This window comes from Pseudomonas sp. KBN10P06128 (assembly GCF_037574945.1).
GTDB lineage: Bacteria > Pseudomonadota > Gammaproteobacteria > Pseudomonadales > Pseudomonadaceae > Pseudomonas > Pseudomonas aeruginosa.
The window spans coordinates 1,239,230-1,265,302 of the sequence record NZ_JBBELR010000001.1 but is presented as its reverse complement, the minus strand read 5'-3'; the positions used below and the strand labels follow the sequence as shown (position 1 = coordinate 1,265,302).

Here is a 26,073-nt window from a genome sequence, read left to right as displayed (position 1 = left end):
GCTTACCGCTAACGGATGCCGCCCCTTGCGCCATCCCGACTGTCTGTATTGGGGACCTCTTCCATGGAATTCCTTGTTAAAAGCGTACGCCCGGAAACCCTGAAAACCGCCACCCTGGTGCTCGCCGTAGGCGAAGGCCGCAAGCTCGGCGCCAGCGCCAAGGCGGTCGACGACGCCACCGGCGGCGCCATCAGCGCAGTGCTCAAGCGTGGCGACCTGGCCGGCAAGGTCGGCCAGACCCTGCTCCTGCAGAGCCTGCCCAATCTCAAGGCCGAGCGCGTGCTGCTGGTCGGCGCCGGCAAGGAGCGCGAACTGGGCGACCGCCAGTACCGCAAGCTGGCCTCCGCCGTGCTGTCGACCCTCAAGGGCCTGGCCGGCGCCGATGCCGCGCTGGCCCTCGGCGATCTCGCGGTGAAAGGCCGCGATGCCCACGCGAAGGCGCGTCTGCTGGTGGAAACCCTGGCCGATGGCCTGTACGTGTTCGATCGCTACAAGAGCCAGAAAGCCGAGCCGCTGAAACTGAAGAAGCTGACCCTGCTCGCCGACAAGGCCGACAGCGCCGCCGTCGAGCAAGGCAGCAAGGAAGCCCAGGCCATCGCCAATGGCATGGCCCTGACCCGTGATCTCGGCAACCTGCCGCCGAACGTCTGCCATCCGACGTTCCTCGGCGAGCAGGCCAAGGGCCTGGCCAAGGAGTTCAAGGGCCTGAAGGTCGAGGTCCTCGACGAGAAGAAACTGCGCGAGCTGGGCATGGGCTCGTTCCTCGCCGTCGCCCAGGGCAGCGACCAGCCGCCGCGGCTGATCGTCCTGCAATACAACGGCGCGAAGAAGGACCAGGCCCCGCACGTGCTGGTCGGCAAGGGCATCACCTTCGACACCGGCGGCATCAGCCTCAAGCCGGGCCTGGGCATGGACGAGATGAAGTTCGACATGTGCGGCGCCGCCAGCGTCTTCGGCACCTTCCGCGCGGTGCTCGAACTGCAGTTGCCGATCAACCTGGTCGGCCTGCTGGCCTGCGCCGAGAACATGCCCAGCGGCGGAGCCACCCGTCCGGGCGACATCGTCACCACCATGAGCGGGCAGACCGTCGAGATCCTCAACACCGACGCCGAAGGGCGCCTGGTGCTGTGCGATGCACTGACCTACGCCGAGCGCTTCAAGCCTCAGTCGGTGATCGACATCGCCACCCTCACCGGCGCCTGCATCGTCGCCCTGGGCAGCAACACCTCGGGCCTTATGGGCAACAACGAAGCGCTGGTCAGGCAACTGCTCAAGGCCGGCGAGTTCGCCGACGACCGCGCCTGGCAATTGCCGCTGTTCGACGAATACCAGGAACAGCTGGACAGCCCGTTCGCCGACATCGCCAACATCGGCGGGCCGAAGGCCGGCACCATCACCGCCGGCTGCTTCCTCTCGCGCTTCGCCAAGAAATACCACTGGGCGCACCTGGACATCGCCGGCACCGCCTGGATCAGCGGCGGCAAGGACAAAGGCGCCACCGGCCGCCCGGTTCCGTTGTTGACCCAGTACCTGCTGGAACGGGCCAAGTGACCCGGGTCGATTTCTACGTGATCCCCAGCGCCGATCCGTCGGCGCGCCTGCAGGTCGCCTGCCGCCTGGCCGAGAAGGCCTGGCGGCAGGGCATGCGGGTCTACCTGCATTGCGCCGACGAGGCGCAGCGCAGCGAGTTGGACGGCCGCCTGTGGAGCTTCCGCGGCGAGGCTTTCATTCCTCACAGCCTGGCCGAGGAAGACGCCGAGGCGCCCGTCGCCCTGGGTCTGGGAGAGACCCCGGGGAACCATCGCGACCTGCTGATCAACCTGACCCTCGAAGCCCCCGGCTTCGTCGCGAACTTTTCGCGGGTGGCCGAACTGGTGGTCGAGGAGCCGGCGATCCGCCAGGCGGCACGGGATAAATTCCGCTTCTACCGGGAGCAGGGCTATCCTCTACAGGATCATCGCCTGCCGCGTATCTGAAGTGCACGACCATGGACAGCCACAAACCGACACAACCCCCGGAGCAGTTGCTCGATGATCTGGAGTCGATCCACGACCTGCTCTACGAACGGAACGAGCCGCCCTTGCTGACCGAATCCTTCGAGCCGGACAACATTCCCCTGCTCTCCGACGTCGTCTCCCCCGGTACCGCCCCCCGCGCGCCAGAGCCGCAGGCCGCGGCAGCCACCACGGCAGGGCTGGCGCCCGCCGAACAGGAGCGCCTGGACGACGAGTTGCGAGCGTCCGCCGAACTCATCCTGCAGGAAGTCATCGACGACTTCGCCCCGCAGATCGAAGCCGAACTGCGCCGCCGCCTGCAAGCCCGCCTGGGTCGCCTGCTCGGCCAACGCAACGGCTGATCCGGACGCGGCGGGCGCCCGCCGCGGCCCGCGGCCTTACCCCCGGGCCGCCATCCCCGCTATACTCCCGAACTTTCTTCGCATTTTCCCCAGCCATATTCAGCTTTGGTCCCCTTTCGCATGGACAAGACTTACCAGCCGCACGCCATCGAGACTTCCTGGTACGAGACCTGGGAGTCCAACGACTACTTCGCTCCGAGCGGCGAAGGCCAGCCCTACACCATCATGATCCCGCCGCCGAACGTGACCGGCAGCCTGCACATGGGCCATGGCTTCAACAACGCGATAATGGACGCGCTGATCCGCTACCGCCGCATGCAGGGCCGCAACACCCTGTGGCAGCCGGGCACCGATCACGCCGGCATCGCCACCCAGATGGTGGTGGAGCGCCAGCTCGGCGCCCAGGGCGTGAGCCGCCACGACCTCGGCCGGGAGAAGTTCCTGGAGAAGGTCTGGGAATGGAAGGAACAGTCCGGCGGCAACATCACCCGGCAGATTCGTCGCCTGGGCTCCTCGGTGGACTGGTCGCGCGAGCGCTTCACCATGGACGACGGCCTCTCCGAAGCGGTCAAGGAAGCCTTCGTGCGCCTGCATGAAGACGGCCTGATCTACCGCGGCAAACGCCTGGTGAACTGGGACACCAAGCTGCACACCGCGATTTCCGACCTGGAAGTGGAAAACCACGACGAGAAGGGCCACCTCTGGCACCTGCGCTACCCGCTGGTGAACGGCGCGAAGACCAGCGAAGGCCTGGATTACCTGGTGGTCGCCACCACCCGTCCGGAAACCCTGCTGGGCGACGCCGCGGTCGCGGTGCACCCGGAAGACGAGCGCTACGCCAAGCTGATCGGCCAGTTCGCCGAACTGCCGATCGTCGGCCGGCACATCCCGATCATCGCCGACGAGTACGTCGACCGCGAATTCGGCACCGGCTGCGTGAAGATCACCCCGGCCCACGACTTCAACGACTACGAAGTGGGCAAGCGCCACGACCTGCCGCTGATCAACATCTTCGACAAGAACGCCGCGGTGCTGGCCCAGGCCCAGGTGTTCCACCTCGACGGCAGCGTCAACCCGAACCTCGACCCCAGCCTGCCGCAGAGCTACGCCGGCATGGACCGCTTCGCCGCGCGCAAGGCCATCGTCGCCGAGTTCGAGGCCATGGGCCTGCTCGAGAAGGTCGACGACCACGCACTGAAAGTACCGAAGGGCGACCGCTCCGGCACCGTCATCGAGCCCTGGCTGACCGACCAGTGGTACGTCAGCACCAAGCCGCTGGCCGAAGACGCCATCGCCGCCGTGGAAGACGGCCGTATCCAGTTCGTGCCCAAGCAGTACGAGAACATGTACTTCTCCTGGATGCGCGACATCCAGGACTGGTGCATCAGCCGCCAGCTCTGGTGGGGCCACCGCATCCCGGCCTGGTACGACGAGGCCGGCAACGTCTACGTCGGCCGCGACGAGGTCGAGGTGCGCACCAAGCACAAGCTCGGCAACGAGGTCGAGTTGCGCCAGGACGAAGACGTTCTCGACACCTGGTTCAGCTCCGGCCTGTGGACCTTCTCCACCCTCGGCTGGCCGCAGCAGACCGAGTTCCTCAAGACCTTCCACCCCACCGACGTGCTGGTCACCGGCTTCGACATCATCTTCTTCTGGGTCGCGCGGATGATCATGCTCACCATGCACCTGGTGAAGAACCCCGACGGCACCCCGCAGATCCCGTTCAAGACCGTCTATGTCCACGGCCTGGTGCGCGACGGCCAGGGCCAGAAGATGTCCAAGTCCAAGGGCAACGTGCTCGACCCGCTGGACATCGTCGACGGCATCGACCTCGATACCCTGCTGCAAAAGCGCACCAGCGGCATGATGCAGCCGAAGCTGGCGGAGAAGATCGCCAAGCAGACCCGCGCCGAATTCCCCGAAGGCATCGCCAGCTACGGCACCGACGCCCTGCGCTTCACCTTCTGCTCGCTGGCCTCCACCGGCCGCGACATCAAGTTCGACATGGGCCGCGTCGAAGGCTTCCGCAACTTCTGCAACAAGATCTGGAACGCCGCCAACTTCGTCATCGAGAACACCGATGGCCAGGACACCGGGGTCAACGGCGAGCCGGTCGAGCTGTCCTCCGTCGACCGCTGGATCATCTCCCAGTTGCAGCGCACCGAGCAGGAAGTCACCCGCCAGCTCGACGCCTTCCGCTTCGACCTGGCCGCCCAGGCCCTCTATGAGTTCATCTGGGACGAGTACTGCGCCTGGTACCTGGAGCTGGTCAAGCCGGTGCTGTGGGACGAGAACGCCCCCATCGAGCGCCAGCGCGGCACTCGTCGCACCCTGATCCGCGTGCTGGAGACGGCCCTGCGCCTGGCGCACCCGTTCATGCCGTTCATCACCGAGGAAATCTGGCAGCGCATCAAGGGCCAGGCCGGCAAGGAAGGTCCGACCCTGATGCTGCAACCCTGGCCGGTGGCCGACGAAGGCAGGATCGACGCCGCCGCCGAAGGCGACATCGAATGGGTCAAGGCGCTGATGCTCGGCGTGCGGCAGATCCGCGGCGAGATGAACATCTCCATGGCCAAGCGCATCGACATCATCCTCAGGAACGCCTCGCCCAGCGACCACCGCCGCCTGGCCGACAACGAGCCGCTGCTGATGAAACTGGCCAAGCTGGAAAGCATCCGCGTGCTGGAAGCCGGCGAGGAAGCGCCGATGTCCGCCACCGCCCTGGTCGGCGACATGGAAGTATTGGTGCCGATGGCCGGCCTGATCGACAAGAGCGCCGAACTGGGGCGCCTGGACAAGGAGATCCAGCGCCTGGAAGGCGAGGTCAAGCGCGTCGGCGGCAAGCTGTCCAACGAAGGCTTCGTCGCCAAGGCCCCGGCCGACGTGATCGAGAAGGAACGCGCCAAGCTCGCCGAGGCCGAACAGGCCCTGGCCAAGCTGGCCGAGCAACGGCAAAAGATCGCCGCGCTCTAACTCCAGCGCCCGCCTCCCAGAGGCGGGCGTTTTGCTTTCACTCGCTTAGAGGCATCGGTACTTCGCTGCGGAAACCGCAGACCTCGCACACCAACCGACGCCGGATCGGCCACAGCGGTACGTTGAGCAGCAGGATCCCAAGGAAGGCCAGGCGGCGGCCGTCCACCTTCCAGGCCACCTGGTCGCTGCCACAACGCAAGCACTGGAACTCGCTGCTGCCCTGCTCGGCCCGCAGCGCCTCGCTTTCATCGGTGGCCAGCAGCGCCACCGCGTCTTCGCGACAGACCATGGGCACTTGCAGGCGCACGCCGCCCAGTGCGTTGGAGTACAGCCACTGCATGTTGATGGTGTGCTCGTCGGCGACGAACGCCGGAATTCCAGCGGCCTCCAGGCGGGCGCGAGCGATCTGCGCCTCCAGGGGATGGGAAAAACGGCCGATGGTCGTGAGCATGTCGCCTCCTTTCGGTCACGGCCCGACGCCGACACCTTACCCGGATCACCCCCAGCGGTAATCCCACCACAAGAAAAAACATCAAACCTGCTGACGACTTGCGCGAAAAATGCGATGTTTCGGCCACGCTGTACCCGCACCGCCCAATCAGAACAATTCGCTACAGCGCGCCAATACAATCAGGAGATCGCCGCATGATGCAGGCCTATAAGAATAAATGGTTGCCCCTCAGTGCCCTGGCCCTTGGCATGGCCCTGTCCTTCGGCGCCAACGCCGAAGAGCAGAAGTCGGTGGCCGTGACCGCCATCGTCGAGCACCCGGCGCTGGACGCCGCTCGCGACGGGGTCAAGGAGGCCCTCCAGGAGGCCGGCTACGAAGACGGCAAGAACCTCAAGTGGCAGTACCAGAGCGCCCAGGGCAACACCGGCACCGCCGCGCAGATCGCCCGCAAGTTCATCGGCGACAAGCCCGACGTGATCGTCGGCATCGCCACTCCGTCGGCCCAGGCGCTGGTGGCCGCGACCAAGAGCATCCCGATCGTCTTCAGCACCGTCACCGACCCGGTCGGCGCGCACCTGACGCCGAGCTGGGAAGCCTCCGGCACCAACGTCACCGGGGTTTCCGACATGCTCGCGCTGGACAAGCAGATCGAGCTGATCAAGAAAGTGGTGCCGGGCGCCAAGCGCATCGGCATGGTCTACAACCCGGGCGAAGCCAACTCCGTGGTGGTGGTCAAGGAGCTGAAGGAACTGCTGCCGAAGATGGGCCTGAGCCTGGTCGAAGCCTCGGCACCGCGTTCGGTGGACGTCAGCTCGGCGGCGCGCAGCCTGGTCGGCAAGGTCGACGCGATCTACACCAACACCGACAACAACGTGGTGTCCGCCTACGAGGCGCTGGTCAAAGTCGGCAACGACGCGAAGATCCCGCTGATCGCCTCCGACACCGACAGCGTCAAGCGCGGCGCCATCGCCGCCCTCGGCATCAACTACAAGGAGATGGGCAAGCAGACCGGCCGCATGGTGGTGCGCATCCTCAAGGGCGAGAAGCCGGGCGAGATCAAGCCGGAGACCAGCGACAACCTGCAGCTGTTCGTCAATCCCGGGGCCGCGCAGAAGCAAGGCGTGACCCTGTCCGACGAACTGCTCAAGTCGGCCGCGGAAGTCATCAAGTAAAAAAAGCGGCCGCCGGCCGCGGGCGTCCCGCCCGTGGCCGGACGGCACGATAATCCTGCCTTCACGCACTCGGTTACGAAGTCATGTCTCTGTTTTCCCTGTTCGGTGCCCTGGAGATCGGCCTAATCTTCAGCCTCGTGGCACTCGGCGTATTCATCTCCTTCCGCCTGCTGCGCTTCCCCGACCTCACGGTGGACGGCAGCTTCCCGCTCGGCGGCGCGGTCTGCGCGACCCTCATCGCCCTCGGCTGGGACCCGTACAGCGCGACCCTGGCGGCCACCGCAGCCGGCGCACTGGCCGGGCTGGCCACCGGCCTGCTCAACGTCAAGCTGAAGATCATGGACCTGCTCGCCAGCATCCTGATGATGATCGCGCTCTACTCGATCAACCTGCGCATCATGGGCAAGCCCAACGTACCGCTGATCGCCGAGCCGACATTGTTCACCCTGCTGCAGCCGGAATGGCTCAGCGACTACGTGTTCCGCCCGCTGCTGCTGGTGTTCATCGTGATCGCCGCGAAGCTGCTGCTGGACTGGTTCTTCACCACCCAGAAAGGCCTGGCGATCCGCGCCACCGGCTCCAACCCGCGGATGGCCCGTGCCCAGGGGGTCAACACCGGCGGCATGATCCTGCTCGGCATGGCCATCTCCAACGCGCTGGTGGCGTTGGCCGGCGCGCTGTTCGCGCAGACCCAGGGCGGCGCCGATATCTCCATGGGTATCGGCACCATCGTCATCGGCCTGGCCGCGGTGATCGTCGGCGAGAGCATCCTGCCCTCGCGCCGGCTGATCCTGGCGACCCTCGCGGTGATCCTCGGCGCCATCGTCTACCGCTTCTTCATCGCCCTGGCGCTGAACAGCGATTTCATCGGCTTGCAGGCCCAGGACCTGAACCTGGTCACCGCGGTGCTGGTCACCGTCGCCCTGGTGATTCCGATGATGAAGAAACGCCTGCTCGGCAAGAAGGGAGCCTGACCATGCTCAGCGCGAAGAACCTGAAGATCACCTTCAACCCCGGCACCCCCATCGAGACCCGCGCCCTGCGCGGCCTGTCGCTGGACATCCCGGCCGGCCAGTTCGTCACCGTGATCGGCTCCAACGGCGCCGGCAAGTCGACCTTCCTCAACGCGGTATCCGGCGACCTGCCGATCGACAGCGGGCAGATCCTGATCGACGACGAAGACGTCACCCGCAAGCCGGTCTGGGCCCGCGCCAACCGCGTCGCGCGGGTGTTCCAGGACCCCATGGCGGGTACCTGCGAGGACCTCACCATCGAGGAGAACATGGCCCTGGCGCAGCGTCGCGGTGCCGGTCGCGGTCTCGGCAGGGCGGTGCAGGCATCGATGCGCGACGGTTTCCGGGAAAGCCTGGCGACCCTCGGCCTCGGCCTGGAGAACCGCCTCGGCGACCGCATCGGCCTGCTCTCCGGCGGCCAGCGCCAGGCCGTCAGTCTGCTGATGGCGGCGCTGCAGCCGTCGCGCATCCTGTTGCTCGACGAACACACCGCGGCGCTCGACCCGCGCACCGCCGACTTCGTCCTGCATCTCACCGCACGGATCGTCGCCGAGAAGAAACTCACCACCATGATGGTCACCCACAGCATGCGCCAGGCGCTGGACGTGGGCGAGCGCACGGTGATGCTGCACCAGGGCCAGGTGGTGCTGGACGTCTCCGGCGAGCAACGCAAGGGCCTCGACGTACCGGACCTGCTGGCAATGTTCGAGAAGGTGCGCGGCGAGAAGCTCGCCGACGACGCCCTCCTCCTCGGCTGACAGGGCCGCGGTGCCTCTCCGCTGCGAAGCGGGGGAGGCACCGTCGACCTGCAGCAGATCAAGGCGCGATCCGCGTCCGTCTGCCACACTCGCAGGCATCCTCCCGCTCAGATGCCCGCATGAACCTCGAACTGCTCTGGGTGGTCGGCCTGCTCGCCACCACCGTCGCCCTCTTCATCCACAACCGCCTGCGCCTGGACGTGATCGCCCTACTGGTGATCATGGCCTTCAGCGTCAGCGGAACCCTTACCCTCAACGAAGCCCTGGCCGGCTTCAGCGATCCCAGCGTGATACTGATCGCAGCGCTGTTCGTGATCGGCGAAGGCCTGGTGCGTACCGGGGTGGCCTACCAGGTCGGCGACTGGCTGATCGCCCGCGCCGGCAGCAGCGAAGCGCGCCTGCTGGTACTGCTGATGCTGGCGGTGGCCGGGCTGGGCTCGGTGATGAGTTCCACCGGGGTGGTGGCGATCTTCATCCCGGTGGTCCTGAGCATCGCCGCCAAGCTGAAGATCCCTCCGGGCCGGCTGATGATGCCGCTGGCCTTCGCCGGACTGATCAGCGGCATGATGACCCTGGTCGCCACACCGCCGAACATGGTGGTCAACAGCGAGCTGGCGCGCGAGGGTCATGCCGGCTTCGGCTTCTTCGCCTTCACCCCGATAGGCCTGATGGTGCTCGCCATCGGCGTGGCCTACATGCTGCTCACGCGCAACTGGCTGAACGCCGCCAGCCCGGCGGAAGTCGGCGCGCCGAAGGCACGGCGGACCCTGCGCGACCTGATCCGCGACTATCGCCTGGCCGGCCGCGAGCGGCGCCTGCAGGTCCAGCTCGGCTCGCCGTTGATCGGCAGCACCCTGGAAGAACTGCAACTGCGCACCCGCCTGGGCGCCAACGTGGTCGGCCTGGAGCGGGTGCGCAAGTTCCACAGCGAGGTGGTCAAGGTCGGCGGCAGCACCGAGCTGAAGGCGGGCGACGTGTTGCTGCTGGACGTCTTCGCCCCTCCGGAGGACATGGACCGGCGCTGCGCCGAGCTGAACCTGGTGCGCCTGCCGTTCCGCGCCAGCTACTTCATCGACCAGTCGCGGGAGGTCGGCATGGCCGAGGTGACTCTGCCGCCGGACTCCACCCTGCTCGGCAAGAGCGTCCTGGAGCTGGGCTTCCGTTCGCAGTACGGGCTCAACGTGGTCGGCCTGCGTCGCGACCACGAAGCGCTCACCGACGGCATGCTGGAAGAGAAGCTGCGCCTGGGCGATACCCTGCTGGTGATCGGCGCCTGGAAGGCGATCCGCCAGTTGCAGGGACGCAACCGCGATTTCCTGGTGCTCAGCCTGCCGGCGGAGATCGACGAGGTGGCGCCGGCCCTGAGCAAGGCGCCGCACGCCCTGCTCAGCCTGGCCGTGATGGTGGCGCTGATGGTCAGCGGGGTGGTTCCCAACGTGGTCGCGGCGCTGGTCGGCTGCCTGTTGATGGGCCTGTTCCGTTGCATCGACATGGACGGCGCCTACCGCGCCATCCATTGGCAAAGCCTGGTCCTGATCGTCGGCATGCTGCCCTTCGCCCTGGCCCTGCAGAAGACCGGCGGTATCGACCTGGTGGTCTCGCTGCTGGTCGACGCCCTCGGCGACGCCGGCCCGCGCGTGCTGCTGGCCAGCCTGTTCCTGCTCACCGCGGCCATCGGCCTGTTCATCTCCAACACCGCTACCGCGGTGCTGATGGCGCCGATCGCCATCGCCACCGCCAACCAGATCGGCGCCTCGCCCTACCCCTTCGCCATGGTGGTGGCGGTGGCGGCCTCGGCAGCCTTCATGACGCCGATTTCCTCGCCGGTGAACACCCTGGTGCTGGGCCCTGGCCAATACCGCTTCGGCGACTTCGTCCGGATCGGCGTGCCATTTACCCTGCTGGTGATGTTCGTCTGCGTGCTGGTGATTCCGTGGCTGTTTCCATTGTGACCGGGCCAGGAGCGCGCCGCTCGGCAGAAACACTGGCCAGCCTCCGGCGGATGTGAATAATGCCCGCCTCGCCGTCACGGAAACCGAGAACATGCCCCGCCCGACCAGCCCGCATCCCGACGCCGAGCGCAAGAGCGCCAGCCCGCTGCACCCGCGCAATCGCCACCTGGGACGCTACGACTTTCCGCGCCTGATCGCCGGCAGCCCGGAACTGGAGCGCTTCGTCATCCTCAATCCGTACGGCAGGCAGAGCATCGACTTCGCTGATCCGGCGGCGGTGAAAGCCTTCAACCGCGCGCTGCTGCAACAGTTCTACGACGTACGCGAGTGGGATATACCCGATGGTTACCTGTGCCCGCCCATTCCCGGTCGCGCCGACTACCTGCACTACCTGGCCGACCTGCTCGGCGCCAGCCACGATGGCCTGATTCCACGCGGTCCCGGCCTGCGTGCGCTGGACGTCGGAACCGGCGCCAACTGCATCTACCCGCTGCTCGGCCACCACGAATACGGCTGGCGCTTCGTCGGCGCCGACATCGACCCGCAATCGCTGGCCTCGGCCGCTGCGATCCTCGCCGCCAACCCACGCTTCGCCGCTGCCATCGAGTTGCGCCGGCAGCCTGATCGCAGGCAGATATTCCAGGGCCTGATCGGCGTCGATGAGCGCTTCGACATGACCCTCTGCAACCCGCCCTTCCACGCCTCGCTGGACGAAGCCACGCGCGGCAGCCGGCGCAAGTGGAAGAACCTCGGCAAGCTCGACCCGACCCGTACCCTGCCGCTACTGAACTTCGGCGGCCAGGGCGCCGAGCTGTACTGCGAGGGCGGCGAAGCAGCCTTCCTGGCCGGCATGGCCGAGGAAAGCCGGGCGTTTGCCACGCAGGTGTTCTGGTTCACCACCCTGGTATCCAAGGCGAGCAACCTGCCGAACCTCCAGGAGCGCCTGAAGACGCTGGGCGCCAGCGATATCCGCGTGGTGGACATGGCCCAGGGACAGAAGCAGAGCCGCTTCGTCGCCTGGACCTACCTCGACAAGAAGCAGCGCCGGGCCTGGCGCAAGGAGCGCTGGACAGCAGCCCTCCTGGAACCACTGGGCGAATAGCCAGCACGCCTCGCCACCCGGCTCCGCTGCCGAGCCCCAAAACGGACACCCCATCGCCTATCAGGATCGGCCACCGTTTTTCCACTGGAATCGGCAGCGGCAAAACCTAAAAAAAGAGAACCCCGATTAACAGTTTCTCCGGGCTGGCACTGCTCTAATGGCTGCCTCCAGTGACTCGGAACACGCCATGAATCCACTCTACCGCGCCACCATCCACCAGCTTTTTCTCGCTCTCGATCTCCCGACGCCCAATGACGAGGAGAGCGTACTCAGCCTGCAGGTGGGCCCGCATCTCTGCCATCTGGCAGAACATCCGACCGATCACCTGTTGATGTTCACCCGCCTGGAAGGACAAGGAGACGCTACGGCCAGCGAGCAGAACCTGTTCAGCCAGGACCCTTGCAAGCCGATCCTGGGCCGCGACCCCGAAAGCGGCGAACGGCTGCTCTGGAACCGCCAGCCCTTGCAGTTGCTGGACAGGGCCCAGATCCACCATCAACTCGAACAACTGGTCGCCGCCGCCGAAGAGCTGCGCTGAGCCCAGTCGGGCGAAAGGAGCCGATGCCGCAGGTTCTGCTTTCCTCGAAGAACCCCGGGGCTGAACTCCAGTGACCATGCCGAGCCAGCCGGAGCACCTGTCCTCGAGGCAGCCGGCTGCCACTGCCCGGGGGCAGTTCCAGCTGCGTCAGCCCATGCAGCGCGTGCGAACAGAGGGGAGCCGAGGGACCGGGTGGCAGGAGCGAGATGCGACTTCGCGCCATCGACGGGCGTCCGGCTCGCTCCACCGTCGCCGTCCTCGCACCCTGCTCCCTCGTACCGGCAGTCCCCGTCAGCTCCAGCGGACGTTGAGCACGAAGAAGTTCGCCAGCACCCAGACCACCAGCAGCAGGTGGGTCAGTTGCAATCCCTCCTGGCGGATCCAGTAGCCGAACCAGAGCCCGCCCAGCAGCATGCCGAAGAGGAAGCCGAGGGCCGCGCTCAGGGCCAGGTTGAGCCAGGGCCGGGCCGCCTCCAGGCCGGCGCCGAACAGCAGTTCGTAACAGCCGGTCCAGGCCGTGACGACGGCAGCGACCTGCAGCGCGACGATGATCGACAAGGCCAGGCGGTGCATGAGCGGCGAGCGTACCGCCCGCGCCAGCAAGGGCATGTCGATCGCGGGCGGCTGGGCCAGGGGAGCCATCGACATGGTCACGCCGATCGCCCCCACCGAGCTGGCGAAGGCCTGCAGGTTGTTGATCAGGGCGAGGCTCAGCCACAGGGCGAAGCCGAGGCAGCAGGTGAGCTGGAAGATCATCAATGAAGTCTGGGTGTCCATTCCGGGTCCTTTGCAGAGTACGGGCGGTCGTCGCTCGACGCCCTTCCGGCGCCAACGAGCGCAGGGCCTGCGCTGATCGGGAGGAACGGCGGGAACGCCGGATGGCACTCTAGGACCTGAACCTAACTTGAGGTCAACAGCGACGGCAGGTCTCCGTCGTCCCGGATTGACAAATCGGAAATTCCCGATATCCTCGCCGCCATGGACCTGCTCGAAACATTCAAAGCCCTGTCGAACCGGACACGCCTGGAAATCCTGAAAGGCCTGAAGGACCCGGCGAAGAACTTTCCTCCGCAGGACGAGGGCGACGTCGACACCGTGGGCGTCTGCGTCAGCAGTATCCAGGAGGGCGTCGGCCTGTCGCAGTCGACCGTGTCCGATTACCTGGCGATCCTGCAACGGGCGGGCCTGGTCGAAGTCAGGCGGATCGGCCAATGGACCTACTACAAGCGCAACGAAGCGAATATCCGTGCCCTCGTCGAGCTAATCGGCGCGGAACTGTAGTTCTTTCTACACCACAATATATCGAAAATTCCCGATATCCCTTTTTACCGAAACGAGGATATGCAATGAAAGCGTTGATACTCAAGGCGTTTGGCGGTCCGGAATCCTTCGAGCTGCGCGAAGTGCCCAAACCGGTGCCGCAGGCGGGACAGGTATTGGTGCGGGTCCATGCGACCTCGATCAATCCGCTGGACTACCAGGTCCGTCGCGGCGACTACCCCGACCTGGTAGCGCTTCCGGCCATCACCGGGCATGACGTGTCCGGCGTCGTCGAAGCGGTAGGGCCGGGAGTGACCGCCGTCGCACCGGGAGACGAGGTCTGGTACACCCCGCAGATCTTCGAAGGCCAGGGCAGCTATGCCGAGTACCACCTGGCAGCGGAAAGCATCATCGGCAGGAAGCCCGCCGCGCTGAGCCACCTGGAGGCGGCGAGCCTCAGCCTGGTCGGCGGCACGGCCTGGGAAGCGCTGGTCGCACGCGCGGCGCTGAGGGTCGGCGAAAGCATCCTGGTGCACGGCGGCGCCGGCGGCGTCGGGCATGTCGCGATCCAGTTGGCAAAGGCCATGGGAGCCCGGGTCTTCACCACAGTGCGCGAGGTCAACTTCGAGTTCGCCCGCCAGATGGGCGCCGATGTGCTCATCGACTACCAGAAGCAGGACTACGTCGAGGCCATCCTGCGGGAAACCGGAGGCCACGGCGTCGACGTGGTGTTCGACAGCATCGGCGGCGACACCCTGTCGCGCAGCCCCGAGGTACTCGCGCAGCTCGGCCGCGTGGTCAGCATCGTCGACCTCGCCCAGCCGCAGAACCTCCTCCAGGCCTGGGGCCGGAACGCGAGCTATCACTTCGTCTTCACCCGGCAGAACCGCGGCAAGCTCGACGAGTTGAGCGCCCTGGTCGAGCGCGGCCGGTTGCGCCCGCATGTCGGCGCCGTCTATTCGCTTGCCGACATCCCCCTCGCCCACGCCCGCCTGGAGAGTCGCGACAATGGCATCCGGGGAAAAATCGCGATCGCGGTCGAGCCGTCGGTCGATCCCGCACAGGCGTTCGCCCGCTGACGCCACGGCGCGGAACGGGCCCCGATCGCGGCCCGCCCCGGCATGTGCCCGGTACCGACCCGCAGCGCCCAGGTCGGGGCGGCCAGCCGACGAACCGGGGCCTGGCGCAGGCGGAAACGAGCCGTTCGAGGGGCGCCAGCCTGGCCCCTCGCGGGCTCAGACCGGCGGCGTCTCGAGGAACACCGGCAACCCCTCCGCATAATCCGAATAGCTTGCCAGTTCCGGGTATTCGCTGGCGGCGACCCGCTCCGCGACCACCAGTTGGCTGAAGCGCCAGGCCACCGCGACGGTCACCCCGACCAGGTCGATGCCGCCGTCGCGTGCCAGCGGCTCCTGGCGCAGCGCTGCCTCCAGCCAGTCGTAGGCCGCCAGCAACTGCCCCTCCACCCGCTCCAGCCAGGGGCCATGGCGGCGTTCCTCGGGACGCAGGTTCAGTTCGTAGTAGATCTGCACGGATTTCTCGCAGGCCACCAACGCCGCGCCGATCAGACTCAGCGCCCGTGCACGGGCCTGCGGCCGTTGCGGCAGCAGACTGCGTTCGCGGCCGGCCAGGCACTCCAGGTAATCGAGGATCAGGCTGGAGTCCATCAGCACGGTGCCATCGTCCAGCACCAGCGTGGGCGCCTTGACCATCGGGTTGAACAGGCTGAACGCCTCGAAATTGCGAAACACCGACAGCGGCCGGTGCTCGTAGGGCAGGTCCAGCAGGCGCAGGGCGATGGCGACCCGGCGCACAAAAGGCGAATCCAGCATACCGATCAGTTGCATCGCGGCATCCTTTGTCGATGATTAAGCGCCGCTAAGAGGGTGGCGCCTGGGGAAATCACTCTAGTCGTTGCACAATGCGAAAAATATCGAGATAAATTCAGCGAACTCTTTAGAAAAACTTACATGAGCGACCTCCCTCCCCTCACCGCGCTGCGCAGCTTCGAAGCGGTCGCCCGGCTCGGCAGCATCAGCCAGGCCGCCAGCGAGCTGCACGTCACCCACTCGGCGATCAGCCAGCAGATCAAGCTGCTGGAAAACCTCCTCGGCCTGGCCCTGTTCGTCCGCGAGGGGCGCGGCCTGCGCCTGAGCGAGAACGGCCGGTTCTACGCCCTGCAGGTACGCGCCTCGCTGGGCGAGATCGCCGACGCCACGCGGGTGGTGCGGGCGCGTCCGCGGGAGGGCGAGCTGGTGGTCACGGTGATGCCGTCCTTCGGCCTGAACTGGCTGCTGCCTCGCCTGCCGCGCTTTCGCGAGCGCCATCCGCACTGTCGCGTGCGGCTGGTGGCCAGTCTCGACGTGCAGAACCTGCGCCAGGGCCTGGCCGACCTCGGCGTACGCATCGGCAAGGGCGACTGGGAAGGGGTCGGTCGGGAACGCCTGTTCGACGACGAGTTGCTGATGGTCGCCGCGCCCGACTTCAACGGCGGCCGCCTGCCGCGCACACCGAGCGAGATCGTCGCCTGCCCTACCCTGCGCTCCACCGAATCCTGGGCGCTCTGGTGCCAGCGTGCCGGCGTGGCGGAACCGCAGCACGGACTGCTGATCAACGACTCGAACCTGCTGCTGGAAGCCGTGCGCCTGGGCCAGGGCATCGCCCTGGAGCGTCGCAGCCTGGTCGCCGGCGCCCTCGCCGAGGGCCGCCTGGTGCAACTGGGCGACATCCGCGTGCCCTACCCCTATCCCTACTGGCTGGTCTGGCCGCAGCGCGAGCCGCCGAGCGACCGCCACCAGGCCTTCGCCGACTGGCTGCGCGAGGAGGCCCGGCGCTACCAGGCCGAGCAACCACCGCTCAGCGAATGAAGTTGCGGCTGATCTCGCGGAAGCGGTCGCTGCCGGCGCGTTCCATCCATTCGAAGGCGACCATCTCCCGCGACACGATCATCGCCCCGGCCTGGCGCATCCGCTCCACGGCCAGTGCCTTGTCGCTCGACCGCCGCGAGCCGATCGCCTCCTCCACGACGAACACTTCGCGACCACGGCCAAGCAGGTCGAGCACGGTCTGCAGCACGCAGACGTGCGCCTCGCTGCCGCAAACCACGAACTGCCGGCGGTCGCCGCCGGGCGCGCGCAGCAGGGCGCCGTCGGCGGCGGCCGAGAAGTCCAGCTTCTCGAGGATCTGCGTGGCGTCCAGCTCATCGCGCAGGGCCGCCACCGTCGGCCCCAGGCCCTTGCTGTACTGCTCGCTGGCCAGCACCGGCACGTCCAGTGCGCGGGCCACGCGCAACAACCACTGGCTGTACTCGACCAGCGCCGGGCCGTCGTCGATGGCCGGCAGCAGGCGTTCCTGGATATCGACCACCAGCAGGGTCGAGGTTGCGGCGCGGATCAGCATGGCGTCCTCCTTCGGTTCGACGTCTCGGTTCGTCTGGCTTAGGCTTGCACGGCACGGGCGCCATGGACAGCGCGTCCTCCCACAACCCTAGCAGGAGCCTGCGATGAATATCAGCCTGCATTTCGAATCGCGCCTGCAGGCCAGCCCCGAACAGCTCTGGCGGTGGATCACCTCGGTGGACGGGATACTCCGCGAGATACGCCCGTTGCTGAGCATGAGCGTACCGCCCGGTATCCGCAGCCTCGAAGACCTGGAGGTGGTGCCCCGGCGCCCGCTGTTCCGCAGCCACATGCGCCTGTTCGGCTTGCTGCCGCTGGGCACTTCGCAACTGACCCTGCTGGAGCTGACGCCCGGCCGCGGCTTCATCGAACAGTCGCCGATGACCGGCATGCGCCTCTGGCGCCACGAGCGACGCATCCTGCCGGCACCGGGCGAGGCCGGGGAATGCCTGCTGGTCGACCAGTTGACCGTACGCCCGCTATTCGCCGCCGGGCTGGTACGCTGGTTCCTCACCCGCATCTTCCGGCATCGCCACCGGGTGCTCTGCCGGCAGTTCCGCACGGACCGCCGGTGACCCTCGGCTACGCTGAGGAGTGCGCCCGCCCGCATCCGTCATACCCTTCTGGAGAGCAGCACAAGGACCGCTCATGAATCGCATCAAGCACCTGCTCAAGGACCTCGCCATCCTGATCCGCGCCAACCTCTGGCTGATCCCGGTGATCGCCGCCCTGGTCGCCGCGGTGTTCTATTTCGTCGCCCCGCCGCCGCCGATGAGCGCGACCATGGCCACCGGCGCCGAGGGCGGCGGCTACGCTGTGTTCGCCGGCAAGCTCCGGGAAAAGCTCAAGGAACAGGGCTTCGAACTGAAGCTGGTGCCCAGCGCCGGCTCGCGCGACAACCTGGAGCGCCTGCTCGGCACCGGCGAGGTCGACATCGCCCTGGTCCAGAGCGGCCAGGAGCGCCAGCTCGAAGCCGGGCAGGCGCGCCAGTTGCAGACCCTCGGCGCGGTCTACCAGGAGCCGCTCTGGCTGTTCCACCGCAGCAACGTGCACATCGACCAGCTCAGCGACCTGCTGCACCTGCGCCTGGCCATCGGCAGCGGCACCCGCGCCGCCACCGAGGCGATCCTGCAGGCCAACGACATCGCCCCGGGACACTATCCGATCACCTGGGAAGCCCGCGGCGGCAACGCGGTGGTCGACGACCTGCTGGCCGGCAAGCTGGACGCGGCGTTCATCGTCGGCCCGGCGGAGAACCCGGCGATCCAGAAATTGGCCGACAACGACCAGCTTCGCCTGGTCAACTTCCGCCGCAGCGCCGCCTACGAGGCGCGCCTGCCGTTCCTCAAGCGGGTCGAGGTCGGCGAAGGCCTGCTCAACCTGCCGCGCAACGTGCCGGAACGAAACATCAGCACCCTGTCGCCGGTGGCCACCCTGGTGATCAACGAGCGCTTCCACCCGGCGCTGATCCCGCTGGTGCTGGAAGCCGCGCGCGAGGTGATGAAGGACGGCAGCCTGCTCGACAAGCCCGGCGCCTTCCCCAGCGCCGAGCCGCGCACCCTGCGCCTGCACGAGGACGCCGAGCGCTACTACAAGAGCGGCCTGCCGCTGCTGCAGCGCTACCTGCCGTTCCGCATCGCCTCCCTGGCGGACCGCTACATCATCCTGCTGATCCCGTTCATCGCCATCCTCATCCCGCTGATGAAGTCCATCGGCCCGCTGTATCGCTGGCGCATCCGCGCGCGCATCTACCGCTGGTACCGCTACATCCGCGACATCGACCGCAAGCTCGACAGCGGCACCGACGCCGAGCAACTGAGAAGCGAGATCGAACGGCTGGAGAAACTGGAGAGCGAGCTGAACACCGTGGAGGTGCCGCTCTCCTACTACCACGAGCTGTACGAGCTGCACCTGCACCTGAACTTCGTGATCAAGCGCCTGCACGGTCTGCAGGAACGCCAGGCGACGCAGGCAGAAGCCGGCAACCTCGGGTAAACTGGCCGATCCGCGGGCGCGCCAGCGGCGTGTCCCGCAGCATCGCGGAAACCTGCGCGGCGCCGCCGATTACCTGAAAGGTCGAACCTGACATGCCGATCCATCACGCCATCGTCCACCTGATCGAGAAGAAGCCCGACGGCACCCCGGCCGTGCTCCACGCGCGCGACGCCGAGCTGGGCGACTCCCAGGCCATCGAGAACCTGCTGGCCGACCTCAACGAAAGCTACAACGCCAAGAACAAGGCCTGGGGCTTCTTCCAGGGCGAGTCCGGGGCCTACCCGTTCAGCGGCTGGCTCGGCGAGTACCTGGAGGGCGACCGCGACTTCGTCGGCTTCAGCCGCGAAGCGGTCGAGCACCTGCAAAAGCTGATGGAGGAGTCCAATCTCTCCACCGGCGGCCACGTCCTGTTCGCCCACTACCAGCAAGGCATGACCGACTACCTGGCGATCGCCCTGCTGCACCACAGCGAAGGCGTGGCGGTGAACGAGTCGCTGGAGGTCACCCCGTCGCGCCACCTGGACCTCGGCCAGTTGCACCTGGCCGCGCGGATCAACATTTCCGAATGGCGCAACAACAAGCAGTCGAAGCAGTACATCTCGTTCATCAAGGGCAAGGGCGGGAAGAAGGTCTCCGACTATTTCCGCGACTTCATCGGCTGCCAGGAAGGGGTGGATTCGCCGAGCGAGACGCGCACCCTGCTGAAAGCCTTCAGCGATTTCGTGGAAAGCGAGGACATGGCCGAGGAACAGGCCCGCGAGAAGACCGAGACGCTGGTCGACTACGCCACCTCGCAGGCGCGCATCGGCGAGCCGATGACCCTCGACGCGCTTTCGGAACTGATGGACGACCAGCAACCGCGGGCGTTCTACGACTACATCCGTAACAAGGACTACGGCCTGTCGCCGGAAATCCCGGCGGACAAGCGCACCCTCAACCAGTTCCGCCGCTTCACCGGCCGCGCCGAAGGCCTGTCGATCAGCTTCGAGGCGCACCTGCTGGGCTCCAAGGTGGAATACGACGAAGAGCGCGACATGCTGATCATCCGCCAGTTGCCGACCCAGTTGAAGGACCAGCTCAAGCGGCGCAAGGACTGACCCGCGCCGCCCCGGAGCGCCGCCGGCGCTCCCTTTCCCTCCTCAGCCGCAGGCCCAGTCGAAGCGCATGTCGCGGAAATCGAGCTGGGCGTTGCCGCCGCCGAAGTTGTAGCCGCCCAGGTATTCCTCGAACTCTACGTAGAAGGGACTCATTTCCGGCACGCCCTGCACCGGACGCATGGTGCCGCCGATATGGTTCGGCAGGTGCCCTTCCACCCAGGGATGCTCGCGGTAGTTGTCGCGCTCGATCTTGCCGTCCAGCCAGTAGTGCGGCAGCTGGTAGCCGCCGTCGCCGTATTCGCTGGGCACCACCCCGGCGTTGGGGTCTTGCGCCCGCGCCGTCCAGCGCAGCGGGTAGCGCTGCTGGTGGCCGGCCGCCGGGCGACCACCGAGGGCGCGCAGCAGGTAGTAGTCGTCCTCCGCCCAGTCCGGCACGAAGCTGGCCGCCGAACCAGCCTCCAGCCACTGCGGCGGCTCGGTCTGCGCCAGCAGCGGGTTGCCCGCCGGCAGCGCCGGCGGCTGGCAGGGCGCGCCGCTGAATTCAGCGGCGTCGAGCAGGATCAACGCATAGGCACCGCCGAGGATGTCCTCCATCCGGTGCAGACGCGGATGGCTATTGCGCCCGGCCTCCCAGAACGGCCGCAGTTCCGCGTCGGCCGGCGGTTGCGCGGGCGGATCGATGAGCATCTCGCGAATGCCGTCGACGCTGGTCGGTCCACCGTCGTTCTGGTCCGGGGCGAGGGAGAAGAAGCTCAGCGCGACGATCTCCGGGCCATGCACCCGGTAGTCCTCCGGCAGCAGCAGGGTGAAGCCGTGCATCAGCGGATAGCCGGTGTCCGGATCCAGCGGCCACTGCTCCGGACGGATGCCCGGCGGCAGGCCGAAGCACCAGCCGTGGTTGGCTTCGCCGGCGTGCGCGGCGTCGTTGACGATTTCGATGTCGTAGGCGTTCATGGCCACTCCCTGGTCGGTTTTTCCTGTTCCCGGCCACGCCGGCCGGGTGTCGCAGTGTAAAACGGAGTCCCCCGCAGGCGAAGGACTTTCAGCCCAGGCCCACGCCGAGCGCGGTACCCAACCCATAGGTGAAGGCCGCGGCAAGGGTACCGACCAGCACCTGGCGCAACGCCGAGAACGCCAGCGGCCGCCCGGTGAAACGGGCGGTGACCGCGCCGCTGAACAGCAGCGCAAGCAGACTGGACAGCAGGCTTGCGACCAGCGCCGCGGCGCCGTCGAGGAACAGGAACGGCGCCACCGGCACCAGGGCGCCAAGGGAAAACAGCAGGAACGACGTGCCCGCCGCGTTCCACGGGTTGCCGCCCAACTCCGTCGGATCGATGCCGAGGGCCTCGCGGGACAAGGTGTCCAGCGCGCCACGACCGTCGTTCATCAGTTGCAGGGCCACGCGCCGGGCGGACACCTCGCTCAGCCCCTTGGCGGTGAAGATATCGATCAGTTCCTGGGTCTCGGTGTCCGGGCAGAGCCTGAGCAGGCGTTCTTCCTCGGCGATGCGCTTGCTCGCCATCTCGCGGGCGTTGGTCACCGACAGCCACTCGCCGAGGGCCATCGAGCAGGCCCCGGACACCAGTCCGGCCATCCCGGTGAGGACGATGGACGAATGCGCCATGCTCGCACCCGCCACGCCCATCACCAGGCACAGGTTCGACACCAGGCCATCGTTGGCGCCGAGCACCGCGGCGCGCAGCTTGGTGCCAGCGTCGCGGTCCGGCCTCGCCTCGGGCAACGCGCACTGCGGCGGATCGGCGTCCGGGCGCGGCGACGGGGTCTCCGCCGGCATGCCTCAACGCGCCTCGATGCGAAAGCCCAGGCGCGGGAAATGCACATGCACGGTACCCGCCCGCGGGTCTTCGCGGCGCAGGATGAGTTCCTCGCTGCCGGCGAAGAGCAGTTCGCCCTGTACCGCGTCGACACCGTAGTCGGTGGCGGCGATGGCGACCGCCTGGCCGGGCAGGAAACCGTTGGGGTCGCTGAAGGATTCGTCCGGCAATGCCGCGGGCTGGCTGCCGCGAGCCACCTCCAGGGCTTCCTCCGCACTCATCTCGGCTGGCGCGCCGTGGCCGAAGCCGAGCACCCGGCCCAGCCAGGCCTGCACCTGCGGGTAGTCGTCGACCAGCGGCGCGGTGACCGGCGTGCCCTTGAGGAACCACAGGCAGTGCGCCACGGCGAAGTCGGCGACGGACGCTTCGCCGAACAGGAAGTCGCCGTCCTCGCGCGACAACTGGCGCTCCAGTCGCGCCATGAATGCCGGCCACTGGTGGCGCGCCTGTTCCAACGGCAGGCGGCCGGCGCTGCCGCCGCTGAATAGCTGGCTGCGATCGGCCATGAAGGCCTTGAGGAATTCCGGCGGCAGCTTGCCGAAGCGCACGGCGATGGACTCCGGGGCGAACGCCAGGCTTACCGCGTGCTGGAACAGCACCGCGTCGGCCCACTGGGCGAAGCTCGCGGCGACCATCTCCTGGCCTTCGGGGAACAGCGCCGGGACCGCCTTTTCCTGCTCCAGGCGACGGGCGATCAACGCGGTATCGCAATACACATCGGCGCCGACCTGCAACACCGGGGTCTTCCGATAGCCGCCGGTCAGCGCCACCAGGTCCGGCTTGGGCATCACCGGCGGAATCATCACCGAGCGCCAGGACAGTTGCTTGAAACCGAGCAGCAGGCGCGCCTTCTCGGCGAAGGGCGAAGTGGGATAGTGATGCAGGATCAGCTCTGACATGGGCGCCTCCGGGCGGATGTGAGGCACCAGCTTAGCGCGGCTGGGAAAACGCGCCTATGACAATCCGGGACATGAAGGGCACCCCATCGCCTGGCCCGATGGGCCTGGCGATGGGCGCGCTCAATCCAGCCGGCACCCCTGGCGGGTGATGGTCATCCGCCGGTACGCCGCACGCGGCGCCTCGCGCGCCTCCAGGGCGGCGAGGAACTCCCGGGGTCGGTCCAGCGGCAGGCCGGTGAGGAAGGCGCTATCCAGCTCCCACCAGCGTGAGGCGAGCAGGCCCTCGATGATCTCCGGCGGATGCCGGTAGCGGATCACCTGCGCCGGAGTCCCGGCGACGATGGCATAGGGCGGCACGTCGCGAGTGACCACAGCGCGCGTGGCGATGATCGCCCCAGTCCCGACCTTGACCCCTTCCATCACCATCGCGCTGTGTCCGATCCAGACGTCGTGGCCGATTTCCGCGTAGCTCAGCGCCGGCTCGTAGCGCAGCGCGGTGCCGGTGTGCTGGAAGGGGTGGCTGCTCACCCAGTCGCTGGGATGGGTATGTTTTTCCTGGCCGATGAAGCAGTCCGAGCCGATCGAGCAGAAACGCCCGATGGACGCCACCAGGGACAGGTCGGTGCCGCTGCGCACATAGCTGTAGGCGCCGATCTCCAGCCTCGGCGGGACGATGCGCAGGTGGCCGAGTTCGACCTGCTCCTCGAGCACCAGCGTGGTGCGCTTGCCGACACTGGCCGGGCCGCCGGCCAGCTTGCAGCCGCGGCGGCGGATCCAGCGTTTCCACCAATGATTCTTCAGGTAACCCACGAATACCCCATGACCGCAGATGAACGTCCTAGATTGCCGGCTCGCCGACCTCGCGCAACACCGGTACGCCGACCAACAGGCGCTCCTTGGCGCGCTTGCTCAGGGCCTTGATCGCCCGCTCGCGGCGCAGGGCGTCGCCCTTGCTGGCGCAGGCCTCGACGTAGACCAGCGCGCGGGCGGGGCTGGAATGGAAGAACCGCGCGCCCTTGCCGCTGCAATGAGTGTCGAAGCGGCGCAGCGGATCGTCGCTGATGCCGCAGTACAACGCGCCGTTTTCCGCCCTCACCAGGTAGACCGACCAACACTTCCCGATCGCCGCCGTGGCGGCCGTCGCCTCACTCACTCCAGACCCGCTCCCGCATCCGCTCGCAATACGCCACCAGGCGCGGATAGCCTCGCGCCACATGGCTGAGCGGGGTATCCAGGGTCGCCTCGATGAGGTTGGCGAGGATACCGTAAGCGGCAGCATCGGCGCTGCACGGATGTTCGCCGCCGTAGTACGGGACCTGGCCAAGCAGGCCGTCGAGGGCATCGAGGTCGTCGCGGGCGAAGGCCAGCAGTTCGTCCCTGCCGTGGACCCCGAGTCCCTGCGCCCTGAGGGTAGCGCGGACCTTGCGGCGCATGGCCCAGGCCACCGCGTCGCGCACGCCGAATGGCAGCGAGCCGAAGAACACCGGCTTGAGCACGCGCCAGCTGTCCTCGTCGAACCAGCGGAAATACAGCATCAGGTAGTACAGGTGTTCGTCGCACAGGCGCGTGATCGCCCGTGCCCAGCCCTTGCCCCGTGCATCCAGGCCGGCGTCGAGTGTGACCCCATAGCGCTCGCCGAGGGTACGGATGACGATCTCGCTGTCACCGATCGCCTCGCCCTCGATACGCACGTAGGGCAGCTTGCCCTTGGGCGCCTTGCGCGGGTCGCTGACGACCTTCACCTGATACTCCAGGCCGGCCAGGCGCAACCAGGTTTCCAGTTTCAGGCAGTAGGGACTGGCATTGGGTACGTTGAATGCGGCGGGAAACTGGAAGAGCGTGATCATCGCGGCGTCCTGCGGGTTGTCCGCGGCGAGCTTAGGAGATTATCCGCGCTTCGGCCACCGACAGCCTCAGCCGGCCGCCGGATGGGCAGCCTGGTAGGCGGCCAGGCCCTTGCGCGCCTGCCCGCGGATCGCCCGCTGCACCGGCGGCGCCCAGCCCAGCAGCAGGCCCTTGGCGCCAAGCGCCTGGCGGCTCCAGCGCCACAGATCGAACTGGTCGCGATGCTCGACGATCAAACCGTCGGCGAAGCGGAAACGGGCCTCGATGCGATTCTCCACCCTGCGCCCGGTCTGGGTGAACAGGTAGTGGGCCACCCATTGCGCACGCCCCTCGTTCTGGTCGGCGCGGACGTTCGCGTAGTCCAGGCGGAAGTCCCGCGCCCGGCTGGTCAGCAGGCGCCACATGTCGCCCACCTCGCGCCCGCGCAGTTCGCCGAAGGCCGGGTCGTGGAAGGTCGCCTGGGGGGCGTAGCAGGCCGCCATGGCCTCGCCGTCGAGGCGCTGGAAGGCCTGGTAGAAGCGCTCGATCAGTTCGGCGTTGGGGTGGGCCATGCGGGGTTCCTTGCGATGATAGGGACTTGCCAGGCGTCCCCAGGCGGGAACGCCGTCGCGCCGGGTCGTTTCAGCCGAACCACTCGCGGGCGCTGCGCCAGAGGCAGATACCGACGAAATAGGCCGAGGCGGCGAACCACAGGCCGAGCAGGATCGGCAGATCGGCCGGCTGCTGGACGATCAGCAGACCGCTGCTGATCAGCCAGACGAAGGTCACCGCGATGTTCAACGGCATGAACTGGCGCACGCGGAACGGGTGGAGGAACTTCATCCGGGTCAGGGTCAGGGCGGCCAGCACCAGCACCGTGACGAGGTTGACCCAGGGGTGCAGGTCGAGCACGTAGAAGTACACCGCCACCACGTTCCAGGCGGCCGGGAAGCCAACGAAGTAGTTGTCGGTGCTCTTCATGTTGACGTTGCAGAAGCAGAACAGCGACGAAACCAGAATCACGCCCACCGCCAGCAGTTCGAAATGCTCCGGCAGGGGGATGTAGCGGTAGATGAAGATGGCCGGGATGAACACGTAGGTCAGGTAGTCGATCACCAGGTCGAGCACCGAGCCGTCGAAATGCGGCAGCATTTCCTTGACTTCGTACTTGCGCGCCAGGGTGCCGTCGAGGCCGTCCACCAGTAGGGCCAGGCCAAGCCAGAGCAGGCAGGCCTGGGGTTTGTTGTCGACCAGCGCGAGCAGGGCCAGCAAGGCCAGGATCACGCCGCTGGCGGTGACGGCGTGGACGCCCCAGGCCTTGGCTTTGTTGATGGGAGTCATCGATAGGTTCACGGGCAATTCTCTTGTTCGGTGTTCGGCATGACGCGTCGCTCTATAGTGCACCGGCACCGGTGCGTCTGTCTGTTATCGGATTGTCGGTGCTGGCGAG

Annotated in this window: 28 protein-coding genes; 16 read left to right on the top strand and 12 right to left on the bottom strand. The window is 67.1% G+C overall.

Annotation, left to right across the window (positions count from 1 at the left end):
• The first annotated feature begins 63 nt into the window (after positions 1 to 63).
• From VQ065_RS05890 to VQ065_RS05875, 4 genes are all read left to right on the top strand, one after another.
• A complete protein-coding gene (locus VQ065_RS05890; protein WP_003092867.1) occupies positions 64 to 1,551 on the top strand; it encodes a leucyl aminopeptidase in 1,488 nt (495 codons plus the stop codon).
• Entirely contained in the window at positions 1,548 to 1,976 is a 429-nt protein-coding gene (holC, locus tag VQ065_RS05885; protein WP_003092868.1) for a DNA polymerase III subunit chi, read from the top strand. Before VQ065_RS05890 ends, holC begins: the two co-directional genes overlap by 4 nt.
• 11 nt (positions 1,977 to 1,987) lie before the next feature.
• Positions 1,988 to 2,356: a hypothetical protein gene (locus VQ065_RS05880; RefSeq protein WP_003112023.1), complete on the top strand. Its 369-nt coding sequence runs from the start codon at positions 1,988 to 1,990 to the stop codon at positions 2,354 to 2,356.
• Positions 2,357 to 2,476: 120 nt separating this feature from the next.
• Positions 2,477 to 5,329, top strand: coding sequence for a valine--tRNA ligase (locus VQ065_RS05875; protein ID WP_003092872.1), 2,853 nt, complete (start codon positions 2,477 to 2,479; stop codon positions 5,327 to 5,329).
• 37 nt (positions 5,330 to 5,366) lie between these two features.
• Here VQ065_RS05875 and VQ065_RS05870 read toward each other — a convergent pair whose 3' ends face one another.
• Positions 5,367 to 5,780 carry a putative signal transducing protein gene (locus VQ065_RS05870; protein WP_003092874.1) on the bottom strand — a complete coding sequence of 138 codons (414 nt, stop codon included), beginning with the start codon at positions 5,778 to 5,780 and terminating at the stop codon, positions 5,367 to 5,369.
• A gap of 194 nt (positions 5,781 to 5,974) precedes the next feature.
• Between VQ065_RS05870 and VQ065_RS05865 the strand changes: the two genes are divergently transcribed.
• The 6 genes from VQ065_RS05865 (at position 5,975) to VQ065_RS05840 (ending at position 12,315) form a co-directional block, all read left to right on the top strand.
• Positions 5,975 to 6,952 (top strand): ABC transporter substrate-binding protein, encoded by a 978-nt coding sequence (locus VQ065_RS05865; protein ID WP_003092876.1) that lies wholly within the window; start codon positions 5,975 to 5,977, stop codon positions 6,950 to 6,952.
• An 83-nt stretch (positions 6,953 to 7,035) separates the two neighbouring features.
• On the top strand, positions 7,036 to 7,926 hold the full coding sequence (locus VQ065_RS05860) for an ABC transporter permease (RefSeq protein ID WP_003092881.1): 891 nt from the start codon (positions 7,036 to 7,038) through the stop codon (positions 7,924 to 7,926).
• Positions 7,927 to 7,928: 2 nt separating this feature from the next.
• Positions 7,929 to 8,723, top strand: coding sequence for an ABC transporter ATP-binding protein (locus VQ065_RS05855; RefSeq protein ID WP_003092883.1), 795 nt, complete (start codon positions 7,929 to 7,931; stop codon positions 8,721 to 8,723).
• A 119-nt stretch (positions 8,724 to 8,842) separates the two neighbouring features.
• Positions 8,843 to 10,675, top strand: a complete 1,833-nt coding sequence (locus VQ065_RS05850; RefSeq protein WP_003092885.1) for an SLC13 family permease — start codon at positions 8,843 to 8,845, stop codon at positions 10,673 to 10,675.
• A gap of 91 nt (positions 10,676 to 10,766) precedes the next feature.
• Entirely contained in the window at positions 10,767 to 11,777 is a 1,011-nt protein-coding gene (gene rlmF / locus VQ065_RS05845) for a 23S rRNA (adenine(1618)-N(6))-methyltransferase RlmF (RefSeq protein ID WP_003092887.1), read from the top strand.
• Positions 11,778 to 11,964: 187 nt separating this feature from the next.
• The gene (locus tag VQ065_RS05840) at positions 11,965 to 12,315 is read left to right on the top strand and encodes a CesT family type III secretion system chaperone (RefSeq protein ID WP_003092889.1); all 351 of its coding nucleotides are present in this window, start codon (positions 11,965 to 11,967) and stop codon (positions 12,313 to 12,315) included.
• Between the two features lie 291 nt (positions 12,316 to 12,606).
• Here VQ065_RS05840 and VQ065_RS05835 read toward each other — a convergent pair whose 3' ends face one another.
• Positions 12,607 to 13,092 (bottom strand): DUF2165 family protein, encoded by a 486-nt coding sequence (locus VQ065_RS05835; protein WP_003092891.1) that lies wholly within the window; start codon positions 13,090 to 13,092, stop codon positions 12,607 to 12,609.
• A gap of 201 nt (positions 13,093 to 13,293) precedes the next feature.
• Here VQ065_RS05835 and VQ065_RS05830 point away from each other — a divergent pair, with 201 nt between their 5' ends.
• Both VQ065_RS05830 and VQ065_RS05825 read left to right on the top strand, forming a co-directional pair.
• A complete protein-coding gene (locus VQ065_RS05830) occupies positions 13,294 to 13,596 on the top strand; it encodes an ArsR/SmtB family transcription factor (RefSeq protein ID WP_003092893.1) in 303 nt (100 codons plus the stop codon).
• A gap of 65 nt (positions 13,597 to 13,661) precedes the next feature.
• Positions 13,662 to 14,654: a zinc-dependent alcohol dehydrogenase family protein gene (locus tag VQ065_RS05825; protein ID WP_003092895.1), complete on the top strand. Its 993-nt coding sequence runs from the start codon at positions 13,662 to 13,664 to the stop codon at positions 14,652 to 14,654.
• Between the two features lie 156 nt (positions 14,655 to 14,810).
• On the opposite strand, the gene VQ065_RS05820 is transcribed toward VQ065_RS05825, so the two are convergent.
• Positions 14,811 to 15,422: a glutathione S-transferase gene (locus VQ065_RS05820; protein WP_003092897.1), complete on the bottom strand. Its 612-nt coding sequence runs from the start codon at positions 15,420 to 15,422 to the stop codon at positions 14,811 to 14,813.
• A 123-nt stretch (positions 15,423 to 15,545) separates the two neighbouring features.
• Here VQ065_RS05820 and VQ065_RS05815 point away from each other — a divergent pair, with 123 nt between their 5' ends.
• Entirely contained in the window at positions 15,546 to 16,442 is an 897-nt protein-coding gene (locus VQ065_RS05815) for a LysR substrate-binding domain-containing protein (RefSeq protein ID WP_003100573.1), read from the top strand.
• On the opposite strand, the gene VQ065_RS05810 is transcribed toward VQ065_RS05815, so the two are convergent.
• Positions 16,432 to 16,974 carry a hydrolase gene (locus VQ065_RS05810; protein ID WP_003092901.1) on the bottom strand — a complete coding sequence of 181 codons (543 nt, stop codon included), beginning with the start codon at positions 16,972 to 16,974 and terminating at the stop codon, positions 16,432 to 16,434. The genes VQ065_RS05815 and VQ065_RS05810 overlap by 11 nt on opposite strands.
• Positions 16,975 to 17,077: 103 nt before the next feature.
• Between VQ065_RS05810 and VQ065_RS05805 the strand changes: the two genes are divergently transcribed.
• From VQ065_RS05805 to yejK, 3 genes are all read left to right on the top strand, one after another.
• Positions 17,078 to 17,548 carry a hypothetical protein gene (locus VQ065_RS05805; protein ID WP_003092903.1) on the top strand — a complete coding sequence of 157 codons (471 nt, stop codon included), beginning with the start codon at positions 17,078 to 17,080 and terminating at the stop codon, positions 17,546 to 17,548.
• Between the two features lie 73 nt (positions 17,549 to 17,621).
• Positions 17,622 to 18,968: a TAXI family TRAP transporter solute-binding subunit gene (locus VQ065_RS05800; protein ID WP_003092905.1), complete on the top strand. Its 1,347-nt coding sequence runs from the start codon at positions 17,622 to 17,624 to the stop codon at positions 18,966 to 18,968.
• A gap of 92 nt (positions 18,969 to 19,060) precedes the next feature.
• On the top strand, positions 19,061 to 20,065 hold the full coding sequence (yejK, locus tag VQ065_RS05795) for a nucleoid-associated protein YejK (RefSeq protein WP_003092908.1): 1,005 nt from the start codon (positions 19,061 to 19,063) through the stop codon (positions 20,063 to 20,065).
• Positions 20,066 to 20,107: 42 nt separating this feature from the next.
• On the opposite strand, the gene VQ065_RS05790 is transcribed toward yejK, so the two are convergent.
• The 8 genes from VQ065_RS05790 to pcsA all read right to left on the bottom strand — a co-directional run bounded on the left by VQ065_RS05790 (position 20,108) and on the right by pcsA (position 25,982).
• On the bottom strand, positions 20,108 to 21,019 hold the full coding sequence (locus VQ065_RS05790; RefSeq protein WP_003092910.1) for a hypothetical protein: 912 nt from the start codon (positions 21,017 to 21,019) through the stop codon (positions 20,108 to 20,110).
• A gap of 88 nt (positions 21,020 to 21,107) precedes the next feature.
• Entirely contained in the window at positions 21,108 to 21,860 is a 753-nt protein-coding gene (locus VQ065_RS05785; RefSeq protein WP_003092912.1) for a VIT1/CCC1 transporter family protein, read from the bottom strand.
• A 3-nt stretch (positions 21,861 to 21,863) separates the two neighbouring features.
• Complete coding sequence (locus VQ065_RS05780; protein ID WP_003092916.1) at positions 21,864 to 22,799, bottom strand: glutathione S-transferase family protein; 936 nt, start codon at positions 22,797 to 22,799, stop codon at positions 21,864 to 21,866.
• A 120-nt stretch (positions 22,800 to 22,919) separates the two neighbouring features.
• A complete protein-coding gene (locus VQ065_RS05775; protein WP_003092917.1) occupies positions 22,920 to 23,609 on the bottom strand; it encodes a CatB-related O-acetyltransferase in 690 nt (229 codons plus the stop codon).
• Positions 23,610 to 23,637: 28 nt separating this feature from the next.
• The gene (locus VQ065_RS05770) at positions 23,638 to 23,952 is read right to left on the bottom strand and encodes a GIY-YIG nuclease family protein (protein ID WP_003119275.1); all 315 of its coding nucleotides are present in this window, start codon (positions 23,950 to 23,952) and stop codon (positions 23,638 to 23,640) included.
• Positions 23,945 to 24,646 carry a glutathione S-transferase C-terminal domain-containing protein gene (locus tag VQ065_RS05765; protein ID WP_003092922.1) on the bottom strand — a complete coding sequence of 234 codons (702 nt, stop codon included), beginning with the start codon at positions 24,644 to 24,646 and terminating at the stop codon, positions 23,945 to 23,947. The genes VQ065_RS05770 and VQ065_RS05765 overlap by 8 nt, the downstream gene beginning before the upstream one ends.
• A 66-nt stretch (positions 24,647 to 24,712) precedes the next feature.
• Complete coding sequence (locus VQ065_RS05760) at positions 24,713 to 25,195, bottom strand: nuclear transport factor 2 family protein (RefSeq protein ID WP_003092923.1); 483 nt, start codon at positions 25,193 to 25,195, stop codon at positions 24,713 to 24,715.
• 70 nt (positions 25,196 to 25,265) lie between these two features.
• Complete coding sequence (gene pcsA / locus VQ065_RS05755) at positions 25,266 to 25,982, bottom strand: phosphatidylcholine synthase (protein WP_003129573.1); 717 nt, start codon at positions 25,980 to 25,982, stop codon at positions 25,266 to 25,268.
• Between the last annotated feature and the right edge of the window lie 91 nt (positions 25,983 to 26,073).